This is a genomic window from Burkholderia sp. B21-005 (assembly GCF_020843965.1).
GTDB lineage: Bacteria > Pseudomonadota > Gammaproteobacteria > Burkholderiales > Burkholderiaceae > Burkholderia > Burkholderia ambifaria.
Window position 1 is genome coordinate 158,885 of sequence record NZ_CP086302.1, and the last position, 26,413, is coordinate 185,297.

At 67.2% G+C, this 26,413-nt stretch carries 26 protein-coding genes and 1 pseudogene; 12 read left to right on the top strand and 15 right to left on the bottom strand.

The annotated features are described in order from the left end of the window. Positions 1-324: 324 nt before the first annotated feature. From LMA02_RS17115 to LMA02_RS17125, 3 genes are all read right to left on the bottom strand, one after another. The gene (locus LMA02_RS17115) at positions 325-1,548 is read right to left on the bottom strand and encodes a polysaccharide biosynthesis/export family protein (RefSeq protein WP_228908854.1); all 1,224 of its coding nucleotides are present in this window, start codon (positions 1,546-1,548) and stop codon (positions 325-327) included. A 52-nt stretch (positions 1,549-1,600) separates the two neighbouring features. Further along, a complete protein-coding gene (locus LMA02_RS17120; protein ID WP_228908855.1) occupies positions 1,601-3,013 on the bottom strand; it encodes an undecaprenyl-phosphate glucose phosphotransferase in 1,413 nt (470 codons plus the stop codon). 589 nt (positions 3,014-3,602) lie between these two features. Continuing rightward, positions 3,603-4,619: a 1-aminocyclopropane-1-carboxylate deaminase gene (locus LMA02_RS17125; RefSeq protein ID WP_228908856.1), complete on the bottom strand. Its 1,017-nt coding sequence runs from the start codon at positions 4,617-4,619 to the stop codon at positions 3,603-3,605. 191 nt (positions 4,620-4,810) lie between these two features. On the opposite strand from LMA02_RS17125, the gene LMA02_RS17130 reads away from it, so the two are divergent. Together LMA02_RS17130 and poxB are read left to right on the top strand one after the other, a co-directional pair. Beyond that, complete coding sequence (locus LMA02_RS17130; RefSeq protein WP_126226445.1) at positions 4,811-5,311, top strand: Lrp/AsnC family transcriptional regulator; 501 nt, start codon at positions 4,811-4,813, stop codon at positions 5,309-5,311. A gap of 266 nt (positions 5,312-5,577) precedes the next feature. Next, positions 5,578-7,299 (top strand): ubiquinone-dependent pyruvate dehydrogenase, encoded by a 1,722-nt coding sequence (gene poxB / locus LMA02_RS17135; protein ID WP_228910042.1) that lies wholly within the window; start codon positions 5,578-5,580, stop codon positions 7,297-7,299. 22 nt (positions 7,300-7,321) lie between these two features. On the opposite strand, the gene LMA02_RS17140 is transcribed toward poxB, so the two are convergent. Next, complete coding sequence (locus LMA02_RS17140) at positions 7,322-7,564, bottom strand: hypothetical protein (protein WP_228908857.1); 243 nt, start codon at positions 7,562-7,564, stop codon at positions 7,322-7,324. Positions 7,565-7,765: 201 nt separating this feature from the next. On the opposite strand from LMA02_RS17140, the gene LMA02_RS17145 reads away from it, so the two are divergent. Continuing rightward, the gene (locus tag LMA02_RS17145; protein WP_012365221.1) at positions 7,766-8,356 is read left to right on the top strand and encodes a class I SAM-dependent methyltransferase; all 591 of its coding nucleotides are present in this window, start codon (positions 7,766-7,768) and stop codon (positions 8,354-8,356) included. Between the two features lie 57 nt (positions 8,357-8,413). Here the strand turns inward: LMA02_RS17145 and LMA02_RS17150 are convergent, their stop codons facing one another. Beyond that, on the bottom strand, positions 8,414-9,550 hold the full coding sequence (locus LMA02_RS17150) for an acyltransferase family protein (protein ID WP_228908858.1): 1,137 nt from the start codon (positions 9,548-9,550) through the stop codon (positions 8,414-8,416). Positions 9,551-10,040: 490 nt separating this feature from the next. On the opposite strand from LMA02_RS17150, the gene LMA02_RS17155 reads away from it, so the two are divergent. Beyond that, positions 10,041-10,607, top strand: coding sequence for a hypothetical protein (locus LMA02_RS17155; protein ID WP_228908859.1), 567 nt, complete (start codon positions 10,041-10,043; stop codon positions 10,605-10,607). Positions 10,608-10,637: 30 nt separating this feature from the next. Here the strand turns inward: LMA02_RS17155 and LMA02_RS17160 are convergent, their stop codons facing one another. Then, the gene (locus tag LMA02_RS17160; RefSeq protein WP_175758459.1) at positions 10,638-11,513 is read right to left on the bottom strand and encodes a LysR family transcriptional regulator; all 876 of its coding nucleotides are present in this window, start codon (positions 11,511-11,513) and stop codon (positions 10,638-10,640) included. A 160-nt stretch (positions 11,514-11,673) separates the two neighbouring features. On the opposite strand from LMA02_RS17160, the gene LMA02_RS17165 reads away from it, so the two are divergent. The 3 genes from LMA02_RS17165 to LMA02_RS17175 all read left to right on the top strand — a co-directional run bounded on the left by LMA02_RS17165 (position 11,674) and on the right by LMA02_RS17175 (position 13,824). Next, positions 11,674-13,002: a DUF3422 family protein gene (locus tag LMA02_RS17165; protein WP_228908860.1), complete on the top strand. Its 1,329-nt coding sequence runs from the start codon at positions 11,674-11,676 to the stop codon at positions 13,000-13,002. A 30-nt stretch (positions 13,003-13,032) separates the two neighbouring features. Beyond that, on the top strand, positions 13,033-13,233 hold the full coding sequence (locus tag LMA02_RS17170; RefSeq protein WP_228908861.1) for a hypothetical protein: 201 nt from the start codon (positions 13,033-13,035) through the stop codon (positions 13,231-13,233). Positions 13,234-13,389: 156 nt separating this feature from the next. Beyond that, positions 13,390-13,824, top strand: coding sequence for a GNAT family N-acetyltransferase (locus LMA02_RS17175; RefSeq protein WP_228908862.1), 435 nt, complete (start codon positions 13,390-13,392; stop codon positions 13,822-13,824). A 16-nt stretch (positions 13,825-13,840) separates the two neighbouring features. Here the strand turns inward: LMA02_RS17175 and LMA02_RS17180 are convergent, their stop codons facing one another. Next, on the bottom strand, positions 13,841-14,737 hold the full coding sequence (locus LMA02_RS17180) for a LysR family transcriptional regulator (RefSeq protein WP_228908863.1): 897 nt from the start codon (positions 14,735-14,737) through the stop codon (positions 13,841-13,843). Positions 14,738-14,859: 122 nt separating this feature from the next. On the opposite strand from LMA02_RS17180, the gene tam reads away from it, so the two are divergent. After that, positions 14,860-15,648, top strand: coding sequence for a trans-aconitate 2-methyltransferase (gene tam / locus LMA02_RS17185; protein WP_228908864.1), 789 nt, complete (start codon positions 14,860-14,862; stop codon positions 15,646-15,648). A 42-nt stretch (positions 15,649-15,690) separates the two neighbouring features. Here tam and LMA02_RS17190 read toward each other — a convergent pair whose 3' ends face one another. After that, positions 15,691-16,281 (bottom strand): GNAT family N-acetyltransferase, encoded by a 591-nt coding sequence (locus LMA02_RS17190; protein ID WP_228908865.1) that lies wholly within the window; start codon positions 16,279-16,281, stop codon positions 15,691-15,693. Between the two features lie 602 nt (positions 16,282-16,883). Between LMA02_RS17190 and LMA02_RS17195 the strand changes: the two genes are divergently transcribed. Then, complete coding sequence (locus tag LMA02_RS17195) at positions 16,884-17,207, top strand: winged helix-turn-helix domain-containing protein (RefSeq protein WP_175748219.1); 324 nt, start codon at positions 16,884-16,886, stop codon at positions 17,205-17,207. Positions 17,208-17,240: 33 nt separating this feature from the next. Here the strand turns inward: LMA02_RS17195 and LMA02_RS17200 are convergent, their stop codons facing one another. Next, a complete protein-coding gene (locus LMA02_RS17200) occupies positions 17,241-18,593 on the bottom strand; it encodes a DUF2325 domain-containing protein (protein ID WP_228908867.1) in 1,353 nt (450 codons plus the stop codon). A gap of 109 nt (positions 18,594-18,702) precedes the next feature. Continuing rightward, the gene (locus LMA02_RS17205; RefSeq protein ID WP_228908868.1) at positions 18,703-19,188 is read right to left on the bottom strand and encodes a hypothetical protein; all 486 of its coding nucleotides are present in this window, start codon (positions 19,186-19,188) and stop codon (positions 18,703-18,705) included. A 336-nt stretch (positions 19,189-19,524) separates the two neighbouring features. On the opposite strand from LMA02_RS17205, the gene LMA02_RS17210 reads away from it, so the two are divergent. Together LMA02_RS17210 and LMA02_RS17215 are read left to right on the top strand one after the other, a co-directional pair. Further along, entirely contained in the window at positions 19,525-20,337 is an 813-nt protein-coding gene (locus tag LMA02_RS17210) for a class I SAM-dependent methyltransferase (RefSeq protein WP_228908869.1), read from the top strand. A 156-nt stretch (positions 20,338-20,493) separates the two neighbouring features. After that, positions 20,494-20,898 carry a nuclear transport factor 2 family protein gene (locus LMA02_RS17215; RefSeq protein ID WP_228908870.1) on the top strand — a complete coding sequence of 135 codons (405 nt, stop codon included), beginning with the start codon at positions 20,494-20,496 and terminating at the stop codon, positions 20,896-20,898. 94 nt (positions 20,899-20,992) lie between these two features. On the opposite strand, the gene LMA02_RS17220 is transcribed toward LMA02_RS17215, so the two are convergent. Further along, the gene (locus tag LMA02_RS17220; protein WP_228908871.1) at positions 20,993-21,829 is read right to left on the bottom strand and encodes a helix-turn-helix transcriptional regulator; all 837 of its coding nucleotides are present in this window, start codon (positions 21,827-21,829) and stop codon (positions 20,993-20,995) included. 208 nt (positions 21,830-22,037) lie between these two features. Here LMA02_RS17220 and LMA02_RS17225 point away from each other — a divergent pair. Then, positions 22,038-22,301 (top strand): annotated as a pseudogene (locus tag LMA02_RS17225) (LysR family transcriptional regulator); the annotation flags it as partial. Between the two features lie 22 nt (positions 22,302-22,323). Here LMA02_RS17225 and LMA02_RS17230 read toward each other — a convergent pair. The 4 genes from LMA02_RS17230 to LMA02_RS17245 form a co-directional block, all read right to left on the bottom strand. After that, the gene (locus tag LMA02_RS17230) at positions 22,324-23,727 is read right to left on the bottom strand and encodes an MFS transporter (protein WP_228908872.1); all 1,404 of its coding nucleotides are present in this window, start codon (positions 23,725-23,727) and stop codon (positions 22,324-22,326) included. Positions 23,728-23,923: 196 nt separating this feature from the next. Beyond that, positions 23,924-24,784, bottom strand: coding sequence for an XAC2610-related protein (locus LMA02_RS17235; protein ID WP_228908873.1), 861 nt, complete (start codon positions 24,782-24,784; stop codon positions 23,924-23,926). A 48-nt stretch (positions 24,785-24,832) separates the two neighbouring features. Further along, positions 24,833-25,201, bottom strand: a complete 369-nt coding sequence (locus LMA02_RS17240; protein ID WP_228908874.1) for a hypothetical protein — start codon at positions 25,199-25,201, stop codon at positions 24,833-24,835. Between the two features lie 148 nt (positions 25,202-25,349). Then, positions 25,350-26,360, bottom strand: coding sequence for a sodium:calcium antiporter (locus LMA02_RS17245; RefSeq protein ID WP_228908875.1), 1,011 nt, complete (start codon positions 26,358-26,360; stop codon positions 25,350-25,352). Between the last annotated feature and the right edge of the window lie 53 nt (positions 26,361-26,413).

Consider the following 26,413-nt stretch of genomic DNA (forward strand, 5'->3'; position numbering starts at 1 on the left):
GAACCGGCCTGATCGCCTGTCGGCGATGGATTCGGAGCGGAGGAACGGGCGAGCACGGCGCATGGCCGCTAGCTTGGCGGGAGGAAAAGCGGGTACTGGCGCCTGCATCGGGGGCGTCCCGGGCTCGGCGTCGAGAGAGCGGATGAGGGGGATTTTCGACCTCGATCGGTTGTGCTGTTCGGCCGATGCGTGGTTCCTCGCTTAGGCCCTTTGAGATGCCGACGATGGTACGAAATGGTTCCTGAGATGAATATGGAACAAGTACGAGTGGCTCGTTCCCTTTATTCATTCTTGTCAGATTCTTCGACTCAATCGGATCCGTGCTCAAGACGCCGATGCGCGACGCGTCGGTGGCAGCCATCGCTTCAACGCAGCAAGCATCGGCCGTTCGATCCACACATGACAGGCGCAGCCGCATGCGCAGACAACGGCCAGCGTCGCGAGCACGGCCGCTAGGCCCGGCCCCGTGCCGGCATCGAGGCGCACGCCGACGATCTTGCTCGCAGCGCCGATCACATACGGATGCAGCAAATAGATCGAATCGAGGTGGAACACCTGCGGGTCGCCCGTCTGCGAGCCGCGGATCACGAACATCTGCGCGGCGTCGGCGGTATTCGCGTTCACGCTGCCGGCCTGCGACAGCGCGTCGGACAGCGTCAGCCGGCCGTCGCGCAGCGGCACCGCGAGCGACGGCTTGTTCACCTCGCCCATCACGTACACGCCGTAGTCGCTGCGCGCCGGCACGTGCAGCAGGTCGCCGGCTGACAGCACGACGTCGGCCGGATTGCGGCCGTCGCGCAGCATGCGCGTCAGGTCGAGCGGATAAGACACGCCGTCGCGCACGAGCGTCATGCGGCTCTGGTCGGCGGCCGTGCCGAGCCCGCCCGCGCGGCCGAGCGCTTCGTAGAGCGTCATCGGCACGTCGTTGACGGGCTGCGCACCCGGCGTGCGGACTTCGCCGTCGATATAGACCTGCTGCGAGCGGAACGACGCGACGCGCAGCGTTACTTGCGGATCGCGATAGACACGCGACAGCGCGGCGGCGATACGGGCCTGCGCGGCGTCGGCCGTGAGACCGGCGACCGGCACGCTGCCGGCGAACGGGAATGCCACGTTGCCGTGCGGATCGACGACGAAGCCGGCGACCGGGTCGGCCGCGCGCGGTGCGTTCTGCTGCGCGGCGCCTTGTGCGGCAGCGAGCTCGGGGTGATCCCAGACGGTGATCTGCAGCACGTCGCCGGGGCCGAGGCGGTAAGCGCCGGGCGCGGCTGCCGGCGGGCCGGACGGCAGGTTCTGCTGCTGCGCGGCCTGTGCGTCGAGCTGGCGAATCAGGCTGGCATCGATCGCCGTGATCCGGAACGGAAGGGCACGCCCGTTGGCGTTTGCGTGTCCGGCGGCCTGGCCGTCGGTGGTGGCAGGCGGGGCGCTCATCTGCATGCCGGGTGCGAATGCACAGGCCGACAGTGCGACGCTGACCGCGGCGGCGAGCAGCGTGCGCACGCGGCAGGGACGTGCGGATCCAGCCCGCTCGATCATGGCTGAAGTCATCAGTCATCCTTATCGTGATGCGGCGACGGGCGTTGGCGGTGCCGCGTGCGTATCAGTACGCGTTGCGGTGCGACCAGCCGCGCAGGGCGGTGGCCAGGACGATGCGCATGTCGAGGGCGAACGACCAGTTGCGCAGGTAGTGGAGATCGGCTTCGACGCGGCGCTGCATTTTTTCGACGCGGTCGGTCTCGCCGCGCAGGCCGTTGATCTGCGCCCATCCGGTGATGCCGGGCTTGACGCGGTAGCGGTGGATGTAGCCGTCGACGATCTTCCGGTAGAGGTCGTCGTGTTCGAGCGCGTGCGGGCGCGGGCCGACGACCGACATCTCGCCGCGCAGCACGTTGAGGAATTGCGGCAGCTCGTCGAGGCTCGTGCGGCGCAGGAACGCGCCGACCCGTGTGATGCGCGGATCGTCGCGCGCCGCCTGGCACACTTCGCTGCCCGCGTCGTGCAGCCGCATCGTGCGGAACTTGAAGATCGTGAACGCCTGGCCGTCGGCCCCCTTGCGCTGCTGGCGGAACAGCACGGGGCCATTCGACGACAGCCGGACCGCCGCCGCAATCGCGAGGAGCAGCGGCGCCAGGACGACGAGGACGGTGGCGGCGAACACGCGATCGAAGATCGCCTTGTGCAGCAGCGCGCGAGACGACAGCGATGACGCGACCAAGTTGATCGCCGGTGCGCCGACGAGGTCGATCATCTCGCCGTCGAACATCGCGAGCTTGCTGACATCGGGCATGAAGCGGATATTGACGAGATCGTCGCGGAACACGTCGAGCACGGCCATCACGACGCGCGCCTCGCCGATCGGCAGCGCGAGCCAGACTTCGGGAATCGCGTGGGCGCGGACATGCCGGGCGAACGTATCGAGATCGGCAAAGCACGGCATGCCGTCGGGGCGCGTGGTGTCGGCGCTGGCGATATCGCACATCGCTGCCGCGCGGAATCCGGCCGACGGCGCACCGGCGATGCGGTCGAGGACGGCGTCGCGATGGGCGCCGGTGCCGACGATCGCGACGAGGAGATCGCTTTCCTGCGGGCTGCTGATCCGTTCGAGCGTCGTGCCGGCGACGACGCGCGACGCGACGAGCGCGATGCCGCTCGTCGCCGTCCAGAGCAGGTACCAGGGCAGCGGAATGGCCAGGGTTGGCGCCAGCACCCGCATCACGAGCGCCGCGCCGGCCTGCGCGGCCAGCCACGCGAACGCGGTCAGCAACGCAGTGCGGTGCGTGGGGGTATGGGCGGGCGCATGGTAGAGGCGGAATGCGGGAAACAGCATCAGCGCAAAGGTCGCTGCGCAGGCGACGGCGGCCAGTTCGGACAACGGGTCGCCGTCCGGGCCAGGCAACACGAGCGCGGCGGCCAGCGCGCCGAACGAGATCAGTGCGACGTCAGCGATACGCGCGATCAGGCCGCCTGCGGCACGCGCTGCATGCGCGTACCGTGGTTCGAATGAAATATCCATATACCCTTCTGCTGCCGTTCTGATTTAAAAGGACGCCCGTCGGCCCGATTGCGACGCGAAACCGCACGCTCGGCCGAAGCGGAGCGCGGCCGCTGTTTCCACTGCATGGGAAATGCCATCGGGGAAGGAGACGCTGCCTGGGGTGCCGGTCGGCGCTGATGCGCTGCGACGGTGCTATCCGCGCCTCGCGCGATGAGGGACGAATACTTGCGAAACGTTGCGGCCGACTCGACAGGGTCAATTTTCGGGAAGCAGGGGCCTGATTTAAATAGAATGCCTAATAAATGCCGTTCAAATGGATTCGTGCAAGTACGAATCAGCCGGATTGCGGTCCGAATGGGCGATTGACGGAGTCGGACGCGTCTTTAGAAAGGCACGCGATGTCGGGGCGTCGAGGCGAACGATTCGCAACGAGCGGCGCGTGGTGGGCTGGAAAGCGAGGGTTGGGGGCAGCCGAAGAGACGGCGTGCGGAACGGAAGACGTGTAGGGGACAACGGCAGCTGCAACGGCAACGGCGATCCGGGCGATCGCCGTGATCCAGGCGCCGGCGCGCGACCCTTGGCGCGCCGGCGGTTCATCTCGAATTCGTCAACCGTTCCGGAAAATCTCGCTATATGCGCTCAACGCCGGCACGCCGCCGAGATGCGCATACAGCACCTTCGACCCCGGCTCGAATTCCCCGAGCCGTACCTTGTCGATCATCCCGTGCATCGACTTCCCTTCGTACACCGGATCCGTCAGCATGCCTTCGAGCCGCGCGCACAGGCGGATCGCTTCGAGCGTGCCGTCGTTCGGCAGCCCGTATTCGGGGCCGGCGTAGCGCGTGTCGAGCACGACGTCCGCGGCGGTGATCGGCCGGCCGAGATCCACGAGCTCGGCGGTGTGCCGCGCGATGCGCGTGATCTGCTCGTGCGTGCGCTCGGGCGTGGCCGACGCGTCGATCCCGATCACGCGGTCGGCGCGCCCGTCGGCCGCGAAGCCGACGACCATCCCCGCCTGCGTGCTGCCCGTGACCGAGCATACGACGATGTAGTCGAACTTGAAGCCGAGTTGCGCCTCCTGCGCACGCACTTCTTCCGCGAAGCCGACGAACCCGAGGCCGCCGAGCGGATGCTCGGAACACCCGGCCGGAATCGGATACGGCTTGCCGCCCGCCTGCCGCACGCTCTCCATCGCTTCTTCCCAGCTGCGGCGAATGCCGATGTCGAAGCCGTCGGCAACGAGCCGCACGTCGGCGCCCATCATGCGCGACAGCTGAATGTTGCCGACGCGGTCGTACACGGGGTCTTCGTAGTTCACCCAGTGTTCCTGCACGAGCACGCACTTCATCCCGAGATGCGCGGCGACGGCCGCGACCTGGCGGGTCTGGTTCGACTGCACGCCGCCGATCGACACGAGCGTGTCGGCGCCTTGCGCGAGCGCGTCGGGGACGAGGTATTCGAGCTTGCGCGTCTTGTTGCCGCCGAACGCGAGGCCGCTGTTGCAGTCCTCGCGCTTCGCATACAACTCGACCTTGCCGCCGAGATGCGCGCTCAGGCGCTTGAGCGGCTGGATCGGCGTCGGGCCGAACGTGAGCGGATAACGGGGAAAGCGTTGCAGGTTCATCGACAAGCTCCGGATAGCGGTGGGCGGAAGATCGGACCGTTCGGGCGCGGCCGGCGCGCCAGGTCCCGATGGAAAAATGATAGGCAGGACCGCGAGAAATGAGCTTGCGAAATAAATCGCTCAGGCCTACGTTATCGATCGGAAGAAGATGAAACGGGTAATTTTGATTCGTGAAATAGAAAGGAGACGCAATGAAATTAGATCGAAGCAGCGCATCGCCGGCCGATGCCGCGCCGGCGCTCGATCGCATCGACCGCGCGATCCTCAGGCAGTTGCAGCAGGACGCGTCGATCTCGAACGTGAGCCTTGCCGCGAAGGTGAAGCTGAGCGCCCCGGCGTGCCTGAGGCGTGTCGAGCGGCTGAAGGAAATGGGGCTGATCCGCGGCATCGTCGCGCTGCTCGATCCGAAGCCGCTCGGTGCCGGGATGCTGGTCGTGATCGGCTTCGTGCTCGATCGTTCGACGCCGGAGGCGTTCGCCGCATTCGAGAAGGCCGCGCAGAAAGTGTCGGGGTGCGTCGAATGCCATGTGGTGACCGGCGAATTCGACTATTTCATGCTGGTGCGCACGCGCGATAACGAGAGCTTCAACCGGTTGCATGCCGAACAGCTGCTGTACCTGCCCGGTGTGCGGCAGGTGCGCTCGTTCATGGTGCTCAAGGAGATCCTGTCGACGCATGCGCTGCCGTTGTAGCCCCGACGGCGGCACTCGCGCTCGCCGTCCCGACGAGCCGCCGACCGGCCGGGGATGGGCGCGAATCGACCTGCCGGCGCGGCTGGCGACGCAACGATGACGCCTGCCCGACAGCGCCAAAAACGGCCGAACGGCAGCGCTTCCGGGCACGATTGCGTCATCACGACGTTGCTCGGCACGATCGCGTATGCTCGTTCCGTCAGCGGCGATGGCGGCTGCCGTTGCCGGATCAATCGTGTAACGACCGAACAACGAGCGAGGGCATGATGGCAAGACAGACGATGGCGGAATACCTGGCGAAGACGCTGGCGGCAGCGGGCATCGAGCGCATCTGGGGCGTGACGGGCGACAGCCTGAACGGGCTGTCGTTCAGCCTGAGCCAGATGGGCTCGATCCGCTGGATGCATACGCGCCACGAGGAAAGCGCCGCGTTCGCGGCCGGCGCGGATGCGGCATCGACCGGCCGGCTTGCGGTGTGCGCGGGCAGCTGCGGCCCCGGCAACCTGCACCTGATCAACGGCTTGTACGACTGCCACCGCAATCACCAGCCGGTGCTCGCGATCGCCGCGCACATTCCGTCGACCGAGATCGGTCTCGGCTACTTCCAGGAAACTCATCCGCAGGAACTGTTCCGCGAATGCAGCCATTTCGCGGAACTCGTGACCAACGCGTCGCAGTTCCCGCGCGTGCTCGCCCGCGCGATGCGCACGGCGATCGAGGAACGCGGCGTCGCGGTGATCGTGCTGCCGGGCGATATCGCGCTCGGCGACGGCCCGGAAGAAGCGCCGGCGTGGAGCGAATCGGCGCCGCCGTCGATCCTGCCGGCCGACGCCGATCTCGACCGGCTCGCGGCGCTGCTCAATGCATCGGACGCGGTCACGCTGCTGTGCGGCAGCGGCACGCAGGGCGCGCACGACGAAGTGGTCGCGCTGGCCGATACGCTCGGCGCGCCGGTCGTGCATGCGCTGCGCGGCAAGCAGTTCGTCGAATGGGACAACCCGTTCGACGTCGGGATGACGGGGCTGATTGGCTTCAGCTCGGGTTATCACGCGATGGAATCGTGCGACACGCTTGTGATGCTCGGCACGGATTTCCCGTACCGCCCGTTCTATCCGGCGAACGCGAAGATCGTGCAGATCGACTGGAAGGGCTCGCAGCTCGGCCATCGCGCACCGCTCGCGCTCGGGCTCGTCGGCACCGTGAAGGAAACGATCGCGGCGCTGCTGCCGCGCCTCACGCGCAAGACGCAGCGGCGCTTCCTCGAGAACGCGCTGAAGCACTACGCGGCCGCGCGCAAGGGGCTCGACGATCTCGCGGTGGCGGAGCCGCCAGGCCGCGCGATCCATCCGCAATACCTGACGAAGATCGTCGACGAAGTCGCGGCCGAAGACGCGATCTTCACGGCCGACGTCGGCACGCCGACGCTGTGGGCCGCGCGCTACCTGACGATGAACGGCAAGCGCCAGCTGCACGGCTCGTTCAATCACGGCTCGATGGCCAACGCGATGCCGCAGGCGCTCGGCGCGCAGGGCGCGCATCCGGGGCGGCAGGTCGTGTCGCTGTCGGGCGACGGCGGGCTGTCGATGCTGCTCGGCGATCTGCTGAGCGCGCGGCAGCTCAACCTGCCGATCAAGATCGTCGTCTACAACAACAGCCTGCTCGGCTTCGTGTCGATGGAACTGAAGGCGGCCGGCTATCTCGACACGAACGTCGACCTGAGCCCGACCGACTTCGCGGCGATCGCGAAGGGCGCGGGGATCTTCAGCGTGCGCGTCGAGCATTCGGAGAACGTCGAGCACGCGCTGCGCACCGCGTTCGCGCACGACGGGCCGGCGGTCGTCGACGTCGTCACGTCGAAGTACGAACTCGCGATGCCGCCGAAGATCGAGATCGCGCATGCGAAGGGGTTCAGCCTGTTCATGCTGCGCGCGATCCTGAGCGGGCGCGGCGACGAGATCGTCGAGCTGGCGCGGACCAACCTGCGGTGAGGTGGCGGGGCGGCGCGAACCGTCAGTCGGTCAACGTGTCGCCCCCGGCAGCCGTCCATTCGCGCACGGCCTGCACGAACAGTCGCAGTGCGGCCGGTGGATGGCGGATCCGACCCGATGACCGGTTGCGGGCGATCGCGGCGTCGTTCGTCGCGTTGTCGAGATCGGCGACGGCGGCCCGCACGCGCAGCAGCACGTCGGCGAGCGTTACCCCGCGCAGCTTCAGCAGCGCGTCGACCGCTGAGCGGGTGTTCGGCGGCGGCATACCCGCCTCGCTGGCGCAATCAGGCACAATCTTCATGTCGCCTTAAGTTTGCGTTTCCTAGAATCGTTTGATCGCCGCTTCGCCGCGGCGGATCGATTTGTCGAGGAGGATGCACGTGAAAATGCCCGGTGTCGTCGTACCCCTGTTCCCAACCCTCATCGGCACCTCGAAGCTGAACGCGCAACCGCGCAAGGTGGGCCGATGATCTGGCCGAACGCGTTGCGCGTCTCGGCATTGTTCGTACGCGAGTGGGTCGGCCGCCCGGCCGCGGTGGGCGCGTTGTGCCCGAGTTCGCGGCATCTGGCGCGCGAAATGGCCGATGTGGTGCCGGATGGCGACGGGCTCGTCGTCGAGCTCGGCGGCGGCACCGGCGCGATCACCGCCGCGCTGCTCGAGCGTGGCGTCGCGCCGCGGCGCCTCGTCGTGGTCGAGCGGTCGCCGGCGTTCGTGCAGCACCTGCGACGGCGCTTTCCCGGTATCTCGATCGTGTCGGGCGACGCTCGGCAGCTCGAGCGGCTGCTGCCGAGCGACGCGCGGGTCGATGCGATCGTGTCGTGCCTGCCGCTGCGCACGCTGCCGCGCCAGGACGTGACGGCGATCGTCAGTCAGTGCCAGCGCGTGCTGGCGGTCGACGGGGTGATGATCCAGTTCACCTACGACCTGCGATCGCCCGACCGTCATCCGCTGGGCGATCCGGCATTTGTTGCCGACGCCAGCCGGATCGTGTGGGCAAATATTCCGCCCGCGCGCATCGTGACGATGCGCCGCGCCGCCATCGGAGAGGTGGCGTGATGCCGGTGTGATACCGCGCTTCCTTTCATCGACCCTGCAGGCGCTGTCGGATGCGGCTCATGTCGCAGCGTCCGGCACGCGTGCCGCAGGTCGCGACGCGGCCTGCCGGATGAAGCGGTCGAGCGGCGTCGCATAGCCGCGCGCGATGATCGCGCTCAAGCCGGCCGACAACACCAGGTAGGCGACGAGCAACATGAGCTTGGCGTCGCCGTGCATGGCGGACGGCGGCCACACCGTGCGCAGCGCGCCGAGCGCGATCAGGTGGAACAGGTACAGCTCGTAGCTGAGCCGGCCGCTCCAGCGCAGCGGCGCGAGCACGCGAGCCTGCACGCGCTCGCCGTGGGCATGCGCGCCGATCAGCAGCACGGCGGTGCCGAGCGCCATCGCGGATACGCCGATCACATGGCTTTGCGCAATCGGCCATGCGAGATAGAGCACGGTCATGGCGATCGCCGTCAGCCATTGCGCCGGCGCGGCCGCGAGCCGCTGCCAGCCCGCGCGCCCGGCCAGCAACGCCGTGCAGCAGCCGATCGCGATGCCGTCGAAGCACGCGAAGTACGCATACAGAAATCCGGCTTCGTCGTCCGCGTGCGTGAAGCGGTACACGGGACCGATCGCGGCGATCGCCAGCCAGAACGCGAACAGGCGCGCGTCGCGGCGCAGCACGATGCACAGCAGCGGAAACGACAGGTAGAACACCTCCTCCACCGACAGCGACCACAGCACGCCGAGCGCATAGTTGACCCATCCGTACGCGCCGATCAGCACGTTCATCCAGAACGTCAGCGACGCGAGATTCACGAGCCAGAACGATACGGCGACACCCTGCGGCGCGTGGTTCGCGAAGATCGGCACGCCGGCTGTCGCCAGCGCGTTGACGAACGCGAGCAGCAGGATCAGGCACGGGACGATGCGCGCGATCCGCGAGACGTAGAACGCGCGCACGTCTATCGCGCCGAGACTGCCCCAGCGGTGGCATGCATTCGACGTGATCAGGTAGCCGGAGATCACGAAGAACATCGTCACGCCGTAGTTGCCGTTGCGGACCACCGCATGCACGGCATCCCAGCCGAACATGCGCGCGAGAGACGTGTCGCGCAGCGAATACGGGATGTTGAAGTGATGCAGCAGGACGAGCAGGATCGACACGCCGCGCAGCATGTCGATCCGCGCATTGCGCGGGCCGGCGCTCATTGCGGCTGCAGCGGGTGCGCGAGCGCCTGCGCCGCGGGGAACGCGTCGCGTGAACGGGGGCCGGCGTCGGGTCGTGCGTCGAGCAGCGTGAGGTGCCGGTGTTTCAAGCGAGACTCCATCGGATCGGGGCGGGGCTGAATTCGCCGGATGCAAGCGACGTCCGGCATCGCGGACGCCGGACGTCGAGGTTGCACACAGTGTATCGGCGCAGCGCGGGCGGTTGTCCTGTCAGCGTTGACGGGGGCACCGGCAGCGCAACCCGGCCGCTACGTGCCGATCTGCCCGCATGCCGTTTTTTGCACCGCAACCCCGTTTTTTTGCACGGTATTGATGCGGTGCCTTCTAAACTGGGTTCGTCAGGCTGGGAACGCCGATTGCTTGTAGATAGCTTCGTCGCCGTTTTATCGGCCGCGGTGCTCCGTCGGCCGGTTGCAGCGGACGTTTGTGCGCCGCGTCGAATGCGGCGCTGCATTCGCCAAGGAGGGAATCCATGTACCTCACGGAAGAAGTACACACCGCGCGCCCCGCTAGCCGTCGCGTGCGCGTGGTGACGCTGCCGTCGAGCAGACAGCTCGCACGGCAGCTGCTGGTGACGGTTCGCGCGGCGGACGTGCTGCTGCGCCAGGCGATCCGGTTGCCGGAGCGCCATCAATGGTCGGTCGACATCGAACGCGTCGACGCGGCCGGCGGCCCGCTGGCCGCGTGGGATTCGCATGTGACGTTTCGCATCGCGAAGGGTTGCGAGCCGGGCGTCGACGCGAACACGCGTGCCGGCGATCCCGATCAGGTTGCAGTCGAGATCCGGCTGTTTCTGCCCGAGCAGGCGTATATGGGCGAGCAGCGCGTCGGCATCTTCGGTCGACGCCACGGCAACCGGTTCGGCGCGACGCTGTCGGTGACGGCCGGGTCGCAGTGGGGCGGCCGACGCAACGAATGCGTTCCGCCCGCCGGGCGGCACGTGCACGGCGACACGCTCGAGGCGCTCGTCGACACGGTGGCAGGCATCGTCAACGCCGCATTGCTCGCGGCCGGCCATCCGCGGCCCGGCGGTTCGTGACGGTGCGCACGGCGCCCGCCCACCCGCGCTTCAGGCATCGCCGGCCTGGCCGGTTTGCCGCTGCAGGTCTTCCATCAGCTGGTCCGCGAGAAAGTCGCATGGCGGGCGCTTCGATTTCGTGCTGCGCGCGAGGATCAGCTCGAGCGGCGGCAGATCGGGCAACCCGTGCGAGCGGCCGAGCATCGACAGCTGCGCGGGAATCGCGCAGCGCGCGAGCGGCGCGACCGCGAGGCCTGCCTCCACCATGCTGAGCAGCCCGAGCAGGCTCGGGCTTTCATAGGAAGTCCGGAACGGCAGCTTCGCGCGTTCGAGGCTGCGGATCGCGTTCTCCCGCGCGACGCTGCCCGGCATGAACACCGCGATCGGCAGCGGCCGTTCTTCCCATACGCGCGGCCCGTTCGTCATCGCGGCCCACGCCATCGGCTCGTGGCGGATGAAGTCGCCGGACAGTCCCTTGATGCGCGTGCCGCATACGAGATCGACGGTGCCGTCCTTCAGCAGCGGCGCGAGCGCGCTGCTCGGCAGCCCGATCACCTGGATCTCGACCTTCGGATAGGTCGCCGAGAACTTCTTCAGCACCGACGGCAACAGTGACGACGCATAGTCGTCCGGCACGCCGATGACCACCTTACCGGTCACTTCCGGCCGCACGACGGCCGCCCACGCCTCGTCGCGCAGCGCCAGCATTCGTCTGGCGAATCCCAGCAAGACCTCGCCTTCGCGCGTCAGCACGATGCTGCGCGGCTTGCGCATGAACAGCGGCCGGCCGATCGCGTCCTCGAGGCTCTTGATCTGCATGCTCACGGCCGACTGCGAGCGGTTCACCGCTTCGGCGGCGCGGGTCATGTTGCCGGTTTCCGCGACGGCGACGACGGTGGCCAGCACGTCGTGATCGAGCATCTTCATCGGTATCAGGAAAACTGAACGTAACGATCAGCATTATGCGTTTTTATTGTCGCTGTGTGTCTGCCATAGTGGAATCGAGCCCGCCGTATCGTTCGATGGGGTGTGGCAATCAAGCCGGCGTGCCGGCATGCGGCGTTGAACAGGGAAGAGTGGTGTACCGATGATGGATCATCCGTTGCGCGCCGCACTGGCCGCCGAATTGCATGCCCGGCCATTCCTGCGGCTCGCCGAGGCCGTATCGCTCACGCATTACGCGATCTACACGGATGGCCAGCCCGACATCCACGAAACGCTGCTGCACGCGCTGTGCCACGACACCGGCATCGCTGTGCCGCAAGACGGCGCGACCCACTACGCGGTGCAGTCGCCGTGCGGCTGGCATCTGAAGTGGGAGCGCCACACCGAATTCTCGACCTTCACGTTCGTCGCGCCGCGTCGCGACACCGGCTATTTCGACGATCTCGCGATCGAGGGGATCCCGGCCGCCTGGTTCGCGCGGCTCGCGGGCATCCGCTTCGTCGCGGTGCGCATGGAGTTGCTGTCGGGCGAGGCCGCGCGGCTCGTGTGCGGCGACCTGCGCCGCTGGATCGACGGGCCCGCGCTCGTCGGCAGCAACGTGCTCGGCGGTGGCAAGGTGTTCTGCGACTGGCACGTGCGTGACGACGGCTTCATGCGCTTTCTCGTCATCGACGAGGACTTTCGCGAGGAACAGGGCGGGCGGCTGCTGCAGCGTCTGTATGAAATCGAGACGTACCGGATGATGGCGCTGCTCGCGTTGCCGGTTGCGCGGCGGATGAGCCGCGAACTCGACGAGATTCACGCGGCGCTGCATGCGCTGATGCAGCGGATGGACGCGAGCGGCGCCGACGGTGACGACGCGGCCCTGCTCGTGAAGCTCACGCATCTCGCGGTGCGGGTCGAGGCACTGTCGGGGTCCGGCGGCCGCTTCAGCGCGTCGCGCGCATACGAAAAGCTCGTGCTGGCGCGCATCCACGAATTGCGCGAGGAGCGCATCGAAGGGATGCCGACGATCGCGGAATTCATGGAGCGGCGCTTCGCGCCGGCGATGGAAACCTGCCGCAGCGTGTGGGCGCGTCATGAGCAGATCGCCGCGCGGATCGCACGAGCGGTCGACCTGCTGCGCACGCGCGTGAATCTCGCGCAGGAAAAGGACGTGACGCGCCTGCTGGCCGGCATGGAGCGCACCGCGCGCAATCAGCTTCATCTGCAGCACGCCGTCGAAGGGCTGTCGGTGGCAGCCATTTCGTACTACGTGCTGTCGCTTGCGACCGCGGCGTTCAAGGCGCTGCACGTGATGAACCTGCCGGTCGATCCCGAACTGGCGGAAGGCCTGCTGATCGCGCCGGTCGTGTTCGCGGTGATTCACATTACGCGACGCACGCGCGCGCAGCTCGCGCGGTCGGAGGCCGCGCATGACGGTGCGCCCGTGCCGACGGTGCATGCGGCGGCGTTGAAGCAGGCGAATTAGAACATCAATGACATATCAAAAGGAGTGGAGATGACTTTTACGCAAACGCAAGCTCAGTTTTTCACTGGCCTCGATGCATTCGACGAGCCGGTGTGGGACGAATCCGGTTCGCCGGAAGAGGCGCGCATGACGTCGTATCAGGCCGTGCTGCAGGAGCCGATGACGTCGCTCGTCGGCAGCACGATCGATCGGCCGGATGTCGCGGCGGTGGCGATTCTTGGGTACAACTGACGCGCGTTCGTTTCGCGTCGAATCAACGTAACGCAGGCGCTCCGGTCGATTTGCGTATCGGACGTCAGCGCGGGCGTGCCGTGTCGCCTGCGGCCGGGGCTTGAACCCGGCCGGCGCCTGCTGCATGCTGCATGTTTCGAGCTCGATCTTGATTCCATGACCGCGCATTCCGCCGTTTCCCTTCAGCTGACCGACACCGAGCAGCCGGCCGCCCGCGACTTCATCAGCCGCAAGCTCGGCGAATTCAACCACGCGATGACGGGCCGCGCCGACACGGCGGCGCTCGACGTCTACGTGACCGATCCCGCGACCGGCGAGGTATTGGGCGGCCTCACCGGCCGGACGTCGCTCGGCCTGTTCTTCATCGATCTCTTCTACCTGCCGGAATCGCTGCGCGGTGGCGGCTTCGGCAGCCGGCTGCTGCGCGAGGCCGAAGCGGAGGCGAAGCGGCGCGGTTGCGCCCGCGCGGTGCTTTACACGATCACGTTCCAGGCGCCGGATTTCTATCGCAAGCACGGGTACGAGGTGTTCGGCGAAGTGCCGTGCGAGCCGGAAGGCGCGGCGCGCGTGTTCATGGTCAAGACGCTTTGAGCGACGTTGCCTGACGTCACCGCCCTGCCGTCGCGCGCTCGACGATCATGTCGTACAGCGCTTGCGCCGCGGGCGACAACTGCGCGGCCTTGCGCTTGACCAGCACGAGCGTGCGCGACACCGACGGTTCGACGAGCTCGATCGTGCGGATCATCGGATACGCGTTCTTCTGGATCGCGAGCTTCGGCACCACGGCCGCGCCAAGACCTTCCGCGACGAGCCCGAGCGCGGTCGAACTGCGCTGCACCTCGTAGAACGAATGCAGCGACACGCCGCTCGTCTTCAGCGCACCGTCGAGCAGCCCGCGATTGCCGCTCACTTCACCCGCGAAGATCAGCGGATGCGGCTGCAGCGCTGCCCAGCGGATCCGCCGCCGCTTCGCGAGCGGATGATCGTCGCGACAGACGAGCACGTACGGGTCGTGCGTGAGCGGCACGCTGACGAGTTCGGGATGCTGGTCGCCGGCGATGCTGATCCCGAATTCCGCTTCGCGCCGCAGCACGGCTTGCAACACCGACGCCGATGCATGATCGAGGATCTTCACGCGATCGTGCGGCCGGTGCCCGGAGAACGCGCGCAGAATGCGGGGGAGATACTGCACACCGACCGTCGGCACGCAAGCGATCGTCACGTCACCGCGCTGGCTCAGGCCCGTTTCGCGGATTTCGGTCAGCGCATCCGACAGCTCGTTCAGCAGCCGGCGCGCCTGCGGCAGGAAACGTCGGCCGATTTCGGTGAGAGTGGTGCGGCGCGTCGTGCGCTCGACCAGCGCGACGCCGAGAAACGACTCGAGCTTGCGCAGCCGTTGCGTGATCGCCGTTTGCGTGACGTGCAGCGTGTCGGCGGCCTGCCGGAAGCTGCCGCCATCGGCGATCGCGACGAAAGCCTGGACACCAAGCGTATCGATTTTCATCAGAAATATGAATCAATAGCGATATTGAATTCATTTTACTGACGAACGCCGAAATCGCAGAATGTGCTGCATCGACGGCTGTCGATCTCCCGACGCCGTCCACGCCGACCAGGAGGCATACCGTGACGACCCCGCTCGATCAATCCGCCAGACAGTACGTGCGATTCGAAGACGAGCGCACGCGACCTGTCCATGACCTGCTGGCCGCGGTGCCCGATACGCCGATCCATACCGCGATCGACATCGGCTGCGGCCCCGGCAATTCGACCGAGGCGCTGATCGCGCGTGCACCCGACGCGACGGTCCGCGGCATCGACGCGTCGCCGGACATGATCGCAGCTGCGCGCAAGCGCCTGCCCGCGCTGCGTTTCGATCTCGCGGACGTCACCACGTGGGACGATCCGGGCGGCTACGACCTGATCCTGTCGAACGCGGTGCTGCAGTGGGTGCCCGCGCACGACACACTGTTTCCGTCCCTCGTCGGCTGGCTCGCGCCGGGCGGCCATCTCGCGGTGCAGATGCCCGACAACCTCGACGAACCCGCGCACCGGCTGATGCGCGAAGTCGCCGCGGCCGGGCCGTGGGCGGACAAGTTGAAAGACGCCGCGCGCACCGAGCGGTTCGATGCACGGTACTACTACGCGTTGCTGTCGCCGATGTGTTCGCGAGTCGATGTGTGGCGCACGACTTACTACCATCCGTTGAGCGGCGGCGCCGATGCGGTCGTCGAATGGTTCAAGGGCAGCGCGCTTCGGCCGTTCCTTGCGGCGCTGGACGACGACAGCGAACGCGACGCGTTCATCGCGCGCTATCGCGATGCGCTCGCGGGACCGGACGGCTATCCGGTGCTCGACGACGGCACCGTGCTGCTGCCGTTCCCGCGCCTGTTCATCGTCGCGACGCGGAAGTAATTCGACAGAAAGACCGGTGTCGGGTCGGCAGGTTGTAGCGCGTCAGGACAGCGGGCGCATCGATTCCGGATCGACGGTCCGGCTCTTCGCGGTCTGCCCGTCGCGCAGATCCTTGTACCAGAAGAGGGCGACTTCCCCGTCGTTCACGCCGTCGGCGTACAGGAAGCGGTCGTGGCCGCCCACGACGAAGCCCGCGCGGGCGTACGTGCAGCAGGCCGCGACGTTGTTCGCCTGCGTTTCCAGCCGCATGAAGCCGAATCCGCGGCTGCGCGCCCACGCTTCCGCGGCCGCCAGCAGGTACTGGCCGATCCCTTGCCGCCGGCACGCGCGATCGACCGCGAGTTCCGCGATCTCGGCCATCCCGTTCCAGCTTTCGGTGATCGCGACGAATCCCGCGAGGCGCCCGCCCGCAGTCGCGCGGAACAGCGCGGTGCCGCCGGACGCCTCGCGCGCCCAGCCGGCCGGGTCGAAGCCGTAGTCCTTGCGCCGCACGGGCAGCGCGCGCAAATCGAGCAGATCCCGGTACGGCGCGTTCAGTTCCCACGCGATCTCGAACGAGAAGTCGCATCCGTTCAGTTCGTCGGTGGGCAGATCGACCGCCTGTTCGATGCTGATGTGCTCGGCTCGGTCCATGTGTCGGTGTCCTGTCTTCAGCGGGATTGCCTGGTGTTCCCTCGGGGCGAGCGCCGCCGCCGCGCGGCGAGCCGGATCGCGCCCATTCCCGGCGTGAGTTGTTGCGCTCGCACAATGCTTTCCCCGCGGCGCCGTTCAACGCCCGATTATGCGGGATATCGGCGCGGACCCCGCCGCACGTCGATTTGCCACCATCGGACTGAGATTTGTCGAAGGTGGTGCACGCGCCGGTTGAAGAAGATAAAGAGGAATCCGAATAATTGATTTCCGATTGATGAAAACTCGATATGTTCTGCAAGAGATATCGAAGGTCGCGATGCCGACAGGCGTCACGTCGTCCACTGCTCCACGACAGCCGGCAGAGATGCTGTCCGGGATCGCAGGGGCAATGTGTCGTCGTTGCATCCCGTATTCGAACAAGGTGGCGACGTCGTCGGGGCACGACGGCTACGCGATCACGTGCTCATGGCATAAATTGTTCGACACTCCTATCGACGAGCGCGTGATTGCCGCGCGATCCATCGTGTATGCTTGCCCGCATCATTCAACCAGCAAAAAACATGAAGACTTCGGCACATCCCAAGCCAGAGGTGCGCTTCAGAATGCGTATCCAGCAGGCCGACACGATCGCGCTCGGGCCGGGCAAGGTCGCGCTGCTCGAGGCCGTGCGCGAGCATGGTTCGATCTCGGCGGCGGCGCGCAGTCTCGAGATGTCGTATCGGCGTGCGTGGTTGCTGATGGACGAACTGAACCGATCGCTGAAGTCGCCTGCGACGGTTTCCGAACACGGCGGCCAGAGCGGCGGCGGCAGCGTTTTGACGCCGGTCGGCGAGGAGATCATCCGGCTTTATCGCGAGATCGAGGCACGCGCTTACGCGGCCTGCGCGGGCGAGATCGCCGCGCTGACGAAGATGGTGCGCCGCTGAAGCTGGCGCTGTCGGGCGTTGCCGGCGCGGAGCCTAGCCGTGCCGCAGGCAGAAGCGCGGCGCTTCGCCCGTTTGCCCATCCGGCGGCATGACCTGGCGCGCATGCGCTTCGAGCCGCCCGATCAATTCGACGAAGCTGGCGACGCTCGCGGTCCGCAGCGGGTAGTACGCGATCTGGTGGCGTTCGCATAAACGCTTGAGCAGATTCACCGAATCGTGGTCGACGCAGTCGACCGGGAACACCACCATGTTCGCGCCCGGCAGCGCGGCGGCCAGCAAGCCCTTGCGATCCTCGAGGCCACCATCGTGCAACGTCAGTTCGCCGCCCGCAGTCTCGACGATCCGCCGGATCGCGCGGTTCGAACCGGGCCGGCCGCCGACGTAGACGACGCGCTTGCCCCGCAGCATCGACAGTGACTGCGCCACGGGCGCGGCCGGATCGTCGGTCGACGCCTGCACCGCCTGCACCGCCTGTTCGATCGCGCTCGCCTCCGCGCGCAGCGTCTTCACCATCGCCATCAGGTCGTCGAGCCGCGCGCGCATCGCGCGGGCGCTCGCCTGTTCCGCCGCGATCCGCTGTTCCGCCGCCTCGCGGCGGCTCGTGTGCAACGCAACGCGTTCGTCGCGCGCGGCCAGCGCCTCGCGCAGTTCGCGCACTTCGTCGCGCAACACGCTTTCGGCGCTCGTCGGCTGCGCGTTCTGGCGTGCGATGCACGCATCGCGTTCCCTCAGCGCGGCATCGCGCTCCATGCTCGTCTCGTGCAGGCGCGCCTGCTGCCGCTCGATCTTCGCGTGCAGCGCCGCATTCTCTTCCTCGAGCGCGACCAGCCGGCGGATATCCGCGCGATTCGCCGCGCCGACCAGGTGCGACAGCATGTGCAGATCGCCGAACGCGGTCTGGCGCACGCCCATCGTCGCGTGCGGATGCGTCATCAGCGCCCAGTACGCGGGCGGGATGTCGCCGCGTTTCAGTGCGTCCTGCCACAGCGCGAGGAGCGCGTCGGCGTCTTTCGCGTTGTCGAATGCGCGGATCGCGCCCGCATAGCGTTCGTCGAGCGCCTTGTGCAGCGCCTTGCCGCCGGCCGCGCCCGCGATCGCGAGCTCGACGGCCGCGTGATGGATTTCCAGGTCGGTCGCGCGCTGGCGGTCGAGATCGGTGAATCTAGGCACGAGCTTGCGCAGTTCGTGCGTGGTCAAGCAGGTGCCGATGATCGAGCAGTGCAGGTTCGAATCGAGCTCAGACAGGCGCGCGCGGCGCTTCAGCTCGGATTGCCACGCACGGGGCGGTGCGCAGCAGGCGTCGGTCCGCCCGGCGCTCGCGGGCGAAGGGCTGCCGGACGACGGCAGGCCCGCCGTGCGGGCCAGGCGAAAGGGCGGAGCGTGCATGTGGACCTCGATCCGGGCCCGACGGCCCGGAGACGGATGCGCGAAAGATCAGCGAAATATACCACGGAATATAACGGTCGGAATGCCGGAGAATCGCCCGGTTCGCTGCTCAGCAGAGGGCGGCGGATTCGGGCGTGTGCCGCTCGATCACGTGTTCGACGCACAGCCCGACCAGCAGCACGTCGACGCGCTCCAGCGCCGCGACCGCGTCGCGCATCGCGGCCGGGTCGTTGCTGAACGTGTCGGAGAACACGTCGTCGCGTGTGCGTTCGAGGCTGCGCGCCACCCCGATCGTGCGTTCGAGATCGGACAGCCGCGTGAAGTGGGCGGCGCGCGCGTCGCGCTCGAGCATCGCCAGCAGGTCGTGCAGGCTCAGCGCGGACAGCGTGTCGTCCGTCGCGGCGGAGAACACCCGGACGAAGCGCATCACGCTGCCGCGCAGGCGACGAAACGCATCGACGACGTCCGTGACCTGCTGCGCGCGACCGTCGCTCGGCAACGGCCGCAGCGTGCTGATCTCACGCGTCAGTGTCAGTGTCAGCGTCGGGGCGCGTGCGGTGCGCGGCGAGGCGCGATCCGTCGGCGTGCGGGGCATGGCGTGTCTCCGGAGGAGGGGCAGATATCAATATATTCTATGGAATATAACGAAAACGCGGCGAACGCGTTTTGCGGATTTCGATCGATGTCGCTGACCGGTCCGTTGCCGTGACGCGTTTCCCCCGGAAAGCGCGACTGTCGGCATGCATCCGTCGCCCGCGCCGTTCGGCAGTTCCAACGCCTATCATGTAGGAAGCCGGTCCTGCTCGGGCATGCGCGGCCGCCGCGCCGGCCGCCCAGGGACGAGCAGGTCGAAAGCCTGCCGGCATGGCCTGGCTGACCTGGAACGCACGCGCAAACAAACGCGTCGCTCGACGTTTGCAAGGGGGGGGTGATGACCGATCGCGACGAGGTGTTCGCGGGCTCGATCCCGGCGTTCTACGACACGCTGATGGTCCCGCTGATCTTCGAGGCCTATGCCGTCGACGTGGCGGAGCGCATCGCCGCTTTCTCGCCAGGCTCGGTGCTCGAAACGGCCGCCGGCAGCGGCGCGCTCACGCGGGCGCTCGCGGCGCGACTCGGCCCTCGCGCGCGCTACGCGGTGACCGACCTCAACCAGCCGATGCTCGACTATGCCGTCTCCAGACAGAGCCCCGACAGTCGCATCGAATGGCGGCAGGCCGATGCGCTCGACCTGCCGTTCGACGACGCGTCGTTCGACGTCGTCTGCTGTCAGTTCGGCGCGATGTTCTTTCCCGACCGGGTCGCCGGCTATGCGGAGGCAAGGCGTGTTCTGCTGCCGGGCGGGCGCTTCGTCTTCAGTGTCTGGGATCGCATCGAGGAAAACGCTTTTGCCGACGAAATCACCCACGCCGTCGCGGCGCTGTTTCCGCACGACCCGCCGCGATTTCTCGCCCGCACGCCGCACGGCTATCACGATATCGCGCTGATCCGCGAGGAGCTACTCCGTGCGGGCTTCGCCGACGTGGACATCGCGACGCGCGAGAAGACCAGTTGCGCGGCATCGGCACGCGATGCCGCCACCGCCTATTGCGTGGGCACGCCGCTGCACGACGAAATCGTCGCGCGCGATGCCGGCTCGCTTGAACTGGCGGTGGACCGCGCTACCGAGGCCATTGCCGCTCGCCACGGCGACGGGCCGGTAGTCGGCAAGATACAGGCGCATGTGATCGTGGCGGCAGGATAGCGGTACCACGAATTGCTCATACCGTCTTACCAAACCTATTCCACCCGATTGCTCGCGAGCCCAATGCGTGCTGTTCCGCGGTTCGACTATGCTGAATTGTCTGCGGCCGGATTTCCGCGCCGCAACGCGGCGAACCGGCGATGGCGGGAGGGCGCGATGAGCGGGCAAAGCAATGTGCAACTGGTGCAAGAGGCGTACGCGGCGTTCGGCAGGGGCGATATCGGCGGCGTCCTGCAGACACTGTCCGAAAACGTCGACTGGTTCATCCCGGGGCCGGCCGACGTCGTACCGTTCGTCGGCAGGAGACGAGGGCCGCGGGAGGTCGCGACGTTCTTCGCTGCGCTTGCGTCGACGCAGACCGCGGAACGGTTCGAGCCGCTCGAGTTCATCGCCAGCGGCAACCGGGTCGTCGTGCTCGGCACGCAGCGCTGGCATGTCCTGTCGACCGGGCGCACGTACGAGGACGACTGGGTGCACCTGTTCACGATCGAAAGCGGGAAGATCACGACGTTTGCCGAGTATCACGATACCGCCGCCGAAGCGGCCGCACATCGATACTGACGGCGCCGCACGCAGCTGGCTGCCGACGAACCACGGTCGTCGCCCACGGCCTGAACGGCCGCCCCGGTCAATCGATCGTCCGCATCGTTGGCGCTTAGCCGGCGATCGCGCCCCATGCGGCGAGCTCGCGCTTCGTGCGCACGCCGAGCTTCGCGAACGCGCGCTTCACGTACGACTCGGCCGACGCGACCCCCACGCCGAGGATCTCGGCGGTCTCCGGTACGGTCTTGCCGGAGATCAGGTGCTTGCAGGTTTCGTATTCACGCTTCGACAGTTTCACGCCGTCGGCCGCGATCCGCGCATCGAACCGCGCGAGCGGATGCACGTCGGGCGTCGGATGCGCGATGCGCCGCGCGGCGGTGGTCGACGCGTGCAGCTCGAGCAACGGGAACAGCACGTCGCTGATGCTGCGAAAGCGGCTCATCTCGGCGAGCGTGAACGGCGGACGGTCGCGGCCGCGTTCGAGCGCGATCGAATGCTGCGCGTAGCGGGTGCCGCGCGCGAGTACGCATTCGTGGCCGATACGCACGTCGTCGAACAGTCGCTGGCGGAACTCGCCGGGCGGGATAGCCGCGATGTCGCGCACGACGAGCATCGTGCCCGTCTTGCCGCGCAGCCCCGCGAACAGCGGATCACTGTCGAGAAAGCGCTCGTAGTAGAGCGTCATCACGTCGGAGATTTCGGCGGTCTCGGTCTCGGCGCCGATGCCGCTGCTGCCGATCCATTCGCAGCGGTAGCCGGTCGGCATCGCGCCATCGACGCGTGAGCGTTCGACGTGCGCGACGTCGAGCGGCACCACGTCGTTCAGCAGTCGCGTGAGACGCGGCACGAAGTGCGGTGTGCCGACTGTCTCGATCAATTCGCCGAGCGCCTTGAACGACACGTTGAAGCGATCGGTGTCGCGGTGGGAGGGGTTCACGTCGAGCAGCATGCGGTTCGCCGATGAAAAGCGGGCGCGATTCTAGCGCCGGAAGCCGAAATCGTCATTCAGGGGAAATACCGGCAGGTGTCTTGTCAGCCGTCCTGCCCCGGAAAACGCGGCTTGTCCCCCAACGAAGGGGGCATACCGGGGCAGTATAAATGGGTAACGACGACCGACGTGGAATGCGACGCCGACATCGCGTGGAACGGCGAGATGACGCGTGACCGCGAGCGCGGACAGCATCGAGGCAGCGACGATCCTGATCCTGTCGGGCGGGCATCTCGGCTACCTGCCCGCGCATTACGCGGAGCCGTTCGAGCAGCGCGGGCTCGTGAAGGCCGTCGGCCGCACGACGTTCAGCTTCGACGTGCCGCTGCATCTCGCGATGAAGCGCAGCGTGAGCGACAAGCCGATCGTCAATGCGCTCTGCGAGGATTTGCTGCGCGCGTTCAACATCAAGGCGGTCGCGCTGTCCGCGTAGCGCGTGCCGCCCGTGCGACGACTCACGCGTCGATGCGTTCGACCTTGCCGACCAGCAGCCCGTACGACAGGCTGCCCGCGAGCGCCATCGCGGCGATGTAGGTGATCGCGCGCGAGAAGTCCGCGCCGTCGACGAGCAACCCGATGACGATCGGCGTCGCGATCGCGGACAGGTTGCCGATCAGGTTGAACACGCCGCCCGTGAGGCCGAGCAGTCGTGCGGGCGCGAGGCCCGACACGAGCGACCACGTGATCGACGCGAAGCCGTTGCCGAAGAATGCGATCGTCATGAACGCGATCACCCAGCCCGTCGACGTGACATAGTTCGCGCCGATGATGCAGGTCGAGATCAGCAGCCCCGAGATGATCGGCAGCTTGCGCGCGAAGCCCTGCGACGCGCCGCGCCGCATCAGCCAGTCCGACAGCACGCCCGAGCACAGCACGCCGACGAAGGCGGCGAGAAACGGCAGCGACGCGAGAAAGCCCGACTTGATGAAGTCCATCCCGCGATACTTGACGAGGTAAGTCGGGAACCACGTGAGGAAGAACCACAGCGTCGAGTTCAGCGCGAACTGGCCGAGATAGATGCCCCACAGCTTGCGCCGGCCGAGCACGACGCCGAGGTCGCGCCACGTCGACGGCGTGCGTTCGGTGCGCGCGGCGACGCGATCCTCGAGATCGACGAGGCCGCCGCCGTCGCGGATCAGCGCGATCTCGGCCGCATTGACACCGCGAAACGCGCGCGGCTCGCGATACACCGCATACCAGATCGCGGCCCATGCGATGCCGGCGAACCCGGTCGCGACGAACACCATGTGCCAGCCGAGATGCACTTGCAGCCACGCGAGCACCGGCGTGAGGAACGCGAGGCCGACGAACTGTCCCGACGTGTAGCCGCCGATCGCGCTGGCGCGCTCGCGGGTCGGGAACCACGTCGTGACCACGCGGTTGTTGATCGGATAGGCCGGCGCTTCGAGCGCGCCCACCGCGAGCCGCAGCACGACCAGCCCGACGAACGAACCGGCGAAGCCGAGCAGCAGCGTCGCGGCCGACCACAGCGCGAGCGCGCCCGCATACAGCACGCGCGGCGACACCTTGTCGACGAGCCAGCCGCCAGGGATCTGCATCAGCGCATAGGTCCAGCCGAACGCGGAAAACACGAGGCCCGCGCGAACCGGGTCGATGTTCAGTTCCTTGAACAGCGCGGGCGCGGCGATCGACAGGTTGCTGCGGTCGAGATAGTTGATTACCACCGTGACGAACAGCAGCGCAAGGATGATCAGGCGCTTGCGGCTCGGCGGCGCGGTGAAGGTGGCGGCTGCGGGCGCGGACGCGCGGGCTGCGGAATCGTGGGCGGTGTCGGGTGCGGTGTCGGCGCGCGTGTGCGCCGACGGGTTGGCATGCGTGCGTGACGCGGATTGGGCCACGGTCGTCTCCTGTGTTCTGTGCCGGCCGGCACCCGCGTGGTGGTGCGGCCGGATCCAATGGCATTGGGCGAACGTTAGGGCCGTGGAGCGAAGCGCGTCAACATTTGAACAGGCATCCCTATTAATGGGATGTGATGCGCTCAGTATGTGGGAAAGGGCGGTGCGCGCGCGGAGAACGCCGGCACCGCATCGTGGCTCAGTTGCCGGTCGCTTCCTTCGCGCTGACCCAGCCCTGCGAACTGCCGCCATGCGGATTGCGATACAGCACCTTCAGCCACTGGAAGTCGGCGCTGGCGTCGATCAGTTCGAGCGTATCGCCGGCGACGACATAGCGGCGCGTCGGCGCGTCGTTCATCGCGTCGTGTAACGGCAGGCGCGCCGGGCGCACCTTGAACGTGACCTTGCCGCCGCCGTATGCGTCGGGGCGGCGCGAGACGCGCTTGCCCTGTGCGTCATAGGTCAGCAGCATCGACGGCGGGCCCGAGTCGCCGTCGAACAGGTCGTGCAGATCGTCCGGAATCGCGTCGCTGGACTGATGGAGATACATCCGGCCGTTGCCGTCGAAGCGGTAGGCGTCGGTGTACCAGATCGGCCCGCCCCGGCACGAGCTGTACAGCGTGTGCTCGTTCGGCTTCGCCTGGACGTTGATCAGGTCGTCGCAGTTGCCGTGCGGCATGCTGGCCGCCGGCAGGCTCAGCGGCTCGAACCGCTGATGCGCGGCGTCGTACAGGAAGATGCCGTAGCGCTCGTTGACCATCCCGAGCAGCGCATACGCGGCGAGATCGCGGTGACCGTCGAAGTTGTAGTCGTCGGATGCGAGCCGGTAGTGGCCTTCCTCGTCGGAGATGCCGACGTCGAGCACCTGCGTTTTTCCGCTCGGCAGGAAGCGGATCGTGATGCGCGTGCCGTCGGCGTGTTCGACACGGGCCGTGACGGCGTCGTCGACCTTGAACGTGAGCAGCGGTTTGGCCGCATGCGCGGCGGCAGCCGACGCGCAGCACGCGATCAGCAGCGCGCAGCGGCGGAGGAGCGGTTGGAATCGCGAGGGGCGTGTCATGAGCGGAGTGCGAACGCGTGTGCTGGATGGTGTGTCGAGCCGGCCGGCTTACGCGCCTGCGCTGTCGTCGCGATACCCGCTCTTGCCGTCGAAGATTTCCTTCAGCGCGGCGCGCAGCGCGACGGGATCGTGTTCGCCGGGCGCGAGATGGATCACGTAATGCGTATTGCCGTCGAGACGCGCGGCGGTACGTGCGTCGAGCTCGACGTCGATCGTGTCGCCCGTGAGGTGAACCGACAGATCGTTCACGTGCGCGGTGAGCTGGTCGAGCACCATCACCTCGATCGTCGTTTCCTCCGGAAAGCGCAGCAACGAGAAGCAATAGTTTTGCTCCGCGTCGTGGCAATAGATGTTCGCGCAGCTTTCATCGTCGTCGATGTCGGACGTGGCCGCGCCGACGGTGGCGTGTAGTTCCATGATGTTCCTCTCGATGGGGGGTTATCGGGGCGGGGCGCCGAAGCGCTTCGCCCCGTCGAGCAGATGCGACACGAGCAGCGTCCGCCGAGTGTGCGCATCCGCATCGTGTTGCGCGAAGCGCAGGTCGTCACCGGCGCGGCCGGCGGACTCAGCGCGTCAGCGTCACGAACAGATAGCCGACGTAACCGGCCCCGTTCGCGAGCAACGCCCAGATCGCGAGCCCCTGCGCGCGGGCATTGACGCGCAGCCAGGCCGCCGCCGCGAGCGTGATGATCACGCCGGTCAGCACTTCGGGGCGCGGCTCCCACGGCGTCAGCATGATGCCGATCGCCGGCAGCAGCGTGCCCTGGAACACCATCGCGCCGGTGATGTTGCCGAACGCGAGCGTGTCTTTCTTGCGGCGGATCCACAGCACGCTGTTGACCTTCTCGGGCAACTCCGTTGCGATCGGCACGATGATCAGCGACAGCAGCAGCGCGGAGATGCCGAGCAACTGCGATACGCCCTCGACGCCATGAATGAAGCCCTTCGCACCGCCGACGAGCAGCGCGACGCCGATCGCGAGCTGCAGCGCGATGGTCGCGAGGTTGGTCGGCAGCCCGACGCGCGACAGGAACATTGCGTGCGGCGCTTCGGTGCCGTGCCCGGCATCGACGAGCTGCGTCGACGCGCGGAACGTCATCACGACATACAGCACGTAGATGCCGACCAGCATCGCGGCGAGCAGCGCGCGGACGCCCCACACGTGATGCGGGACGAACATCGCGACGGTGGCGAGCGCGAACGCGGCGATGAAGTAGTTCAGGTCGCGCACGAAGCCGGTCCGCTCGGGCTTGATCGTGCCGGTCAGGCCGCGCGAGCGGATTACGGCGATCGTCATCAGGAAGGTTGTCAGCGTCGCGAGCATCAGCGGCGCGCCGAGAATCGCGCCGACGCCGATTTCCTCGTTCACGGCCGCATTCGACGTGCCGCCCGCGAGCGCGAGCAGCGGCACCATCGTTTCGGGCAGCGCGGTGCCGACGGCTGCGAACAGCGAACCGGTGACGCCTTCGGAAATCTTCAGCCGTTCACCGAGATGTTCGAGCGCATTCGTGAAGAACTCGGCGGCGACCAGGATGACGATCAGCATGAACGCCAGTTCGACGAGCATCAACGTCATGCGGCACCTCCGCAGGCAGGCATGCAGGCGGTCATGGAACTGATGAAACGCGA

Excerpts from the sequence above, each read along its gene's own strand:
- LMA02_RS17115 (WP_228908854.1), bottom strand. The coding sequence starts at position 1,548 with ATGACTTCAGCCATGATCGAGCGGGCTGGATCCGCACGTCCCTGCCGC.
- LMA02_RS17120 (WP_228908855.1), bottom strand. The coding sequence starts at position 3,013 with ATGGATATTTCATTCGAACCACGGTACGCGCATGCAGCGCGTGCCGCA.
- LMA02_RS17125 (WP_228908856.1), bottom strand. The coding sequence starts at position 4,619 with ATGAACCTGCAACGCTTTCCCCGTTATCCGCTCACGTTCGGCCCGACG.
- LMA02_RS17130 (WP_126226445.1), top strand. The coding sequence starts at position 4,811 with ATGAAATTAGATCGAAGCAGCGCATCGCCGGCCGATGCCGCGCCGGCG.
- poxB (WP_228910042.1), top strand. The coding sequence starts at position 5,578 with ATGGCAAGACAGACGATGGCGGAATACCTGGCGAAGACGCTGGCGGCA.
- LMA02_RS17140 (WP_228908857.1), bottom strand. The coding sequence starts at position 7,564 with ATGCCGCCGCCGAACACCCGCTCAGCGGTCGACGCGCTGCTGAAGCTG.
- LMA02_RS17145 (WP_012365221.1), top strand. The coding sequence starts at position 7,766 with ATGATCTGGCCGAACGCGTTGCGCGTCTCGGCATTGTTCGTACGCGAG.
- LMA02_RS17150 (WP_228908858.1), bottom strand. The coding sequence starts at position 9,550 with ATGAGCGCCGGCCCGCGCAATGCGCGGATCGACATGCTGCGCGGCGTG.
- LMA02_RS17155 (WP_228908859.1), top strand. The coding sequence starts at position 10,041 with ATGTACCTCACGGAAGAAGTACACACCGCGCGCCCCGCTAGCCGTCGC.
- LMA02_RS17160 (WP_175758459.1), bottom strand. The coding sequence starts at position 11,513 with ATGAAGATGCTCGATCACGACGTGCTGGCCACCGTCGTCGCCGTCGCG.
- LMA02_RS17165 (WP_228908860.1), top strand. The coding sequence starts at position 11,674 with ATGATGGATCATCCGTTGCGCGCCGCACTGGCCGCCGAATTGCATGCC.
- LMA02_RS17170 (WP_228908861.1), top strand. The coding sequence starts at position 13,033 with ATGACTTTTACGCAAACGCAAGCTCAGTTTTTCACTGGCCTCGATGCA.
- LMA02_RS17175 (WP_228908862.1), top strand. The coding sequence starts at position 13,390 with ATGACCGCGCATTCCGCCGTTTCCCTTCAGCTGACCGACACCGAGCAG.
- LMA02_RS17180 (WP_228908863.1), bottom strand. The coding sequence starts at position 14,737 with ATGAAAATCGATACGCTTGGTGTCCAGGCTTTCGTCGCGATCGCCGAT.
- LMA02_RS17190 (WP_228908865.1), bottom strand. The coding sequence starts at position 16,281 with ATGGACCGAGCCGAGCACATCAGCATCGAACAGGCGGTCGATCTGCCC.
- LMA02_RS17195 (WP_175748219.1), top strand. The coding sequence starts at position 16,884 with ATGCGTATCCAGCAGGCCGACACGATCGCGCTCGGGCCGGGCAAGGTC.
- LMA02_RS17200 (WP_228908867.1), bottom strand. The coding sequence starts at position 18,593 with ATGCACGCTCCGCCCTTTCGCCTGGCCCGCACGGCGGGCCTGCCGTCG.
- LMA02_RS17205 (WP_228908868.1), bottom strand. The coding sequence starts at position 19,188 with ATGCCCCGCACGCCGACGGATCGCGCCTCGCCGCGCACCGCACGCGCC.
- LMA02_RS17210 (WP_228908869.1), top strand. The coding sequence starts at position 19,525 with ATGACCGATCGCGACGAGGTGTTCGCGGGCTCGATCCCGGCGTTCTAC.
- LMA02_RS17215 (WP_228908870.1), top strand. The coding sequence starts at position 20,494 with ATGAGCGGGCAAAGCAATGTGCAACTGGTGCAAGAGGCGTACGCGGCG.
- LMA02_RS17220 (WP_228908871.1), bottom strand. The coding sequence starts at position 21,829 with ATGCTGCTCGACGTGAACCCCTCCCACCGCGACACCGATCGCTTCAAC.
- LMA02_RS17235 (WP_228908873.1), bottom strand. The coding sequence starts at position 24,784 with ATGACACGCCCCTCGCGATTCCAACCGCTCCTCCGCCGCTGCGCGCTG.
- LMA02_RS17240 (WP_228908874.1), bottom strand. The coding sequence starts at position 25,201 with ATGGAACTACACGCCACCGTCGGCGCGGCCACGTCCGACATCGACGAC.
- LMA02_RS17245 (WP_228908875.1), bottom strand. The coding sequence starts at position 26,360 with ATGACGTTGATGCTCGTCGAACTGGCGTTCATGCTGATCGTCATCCTG.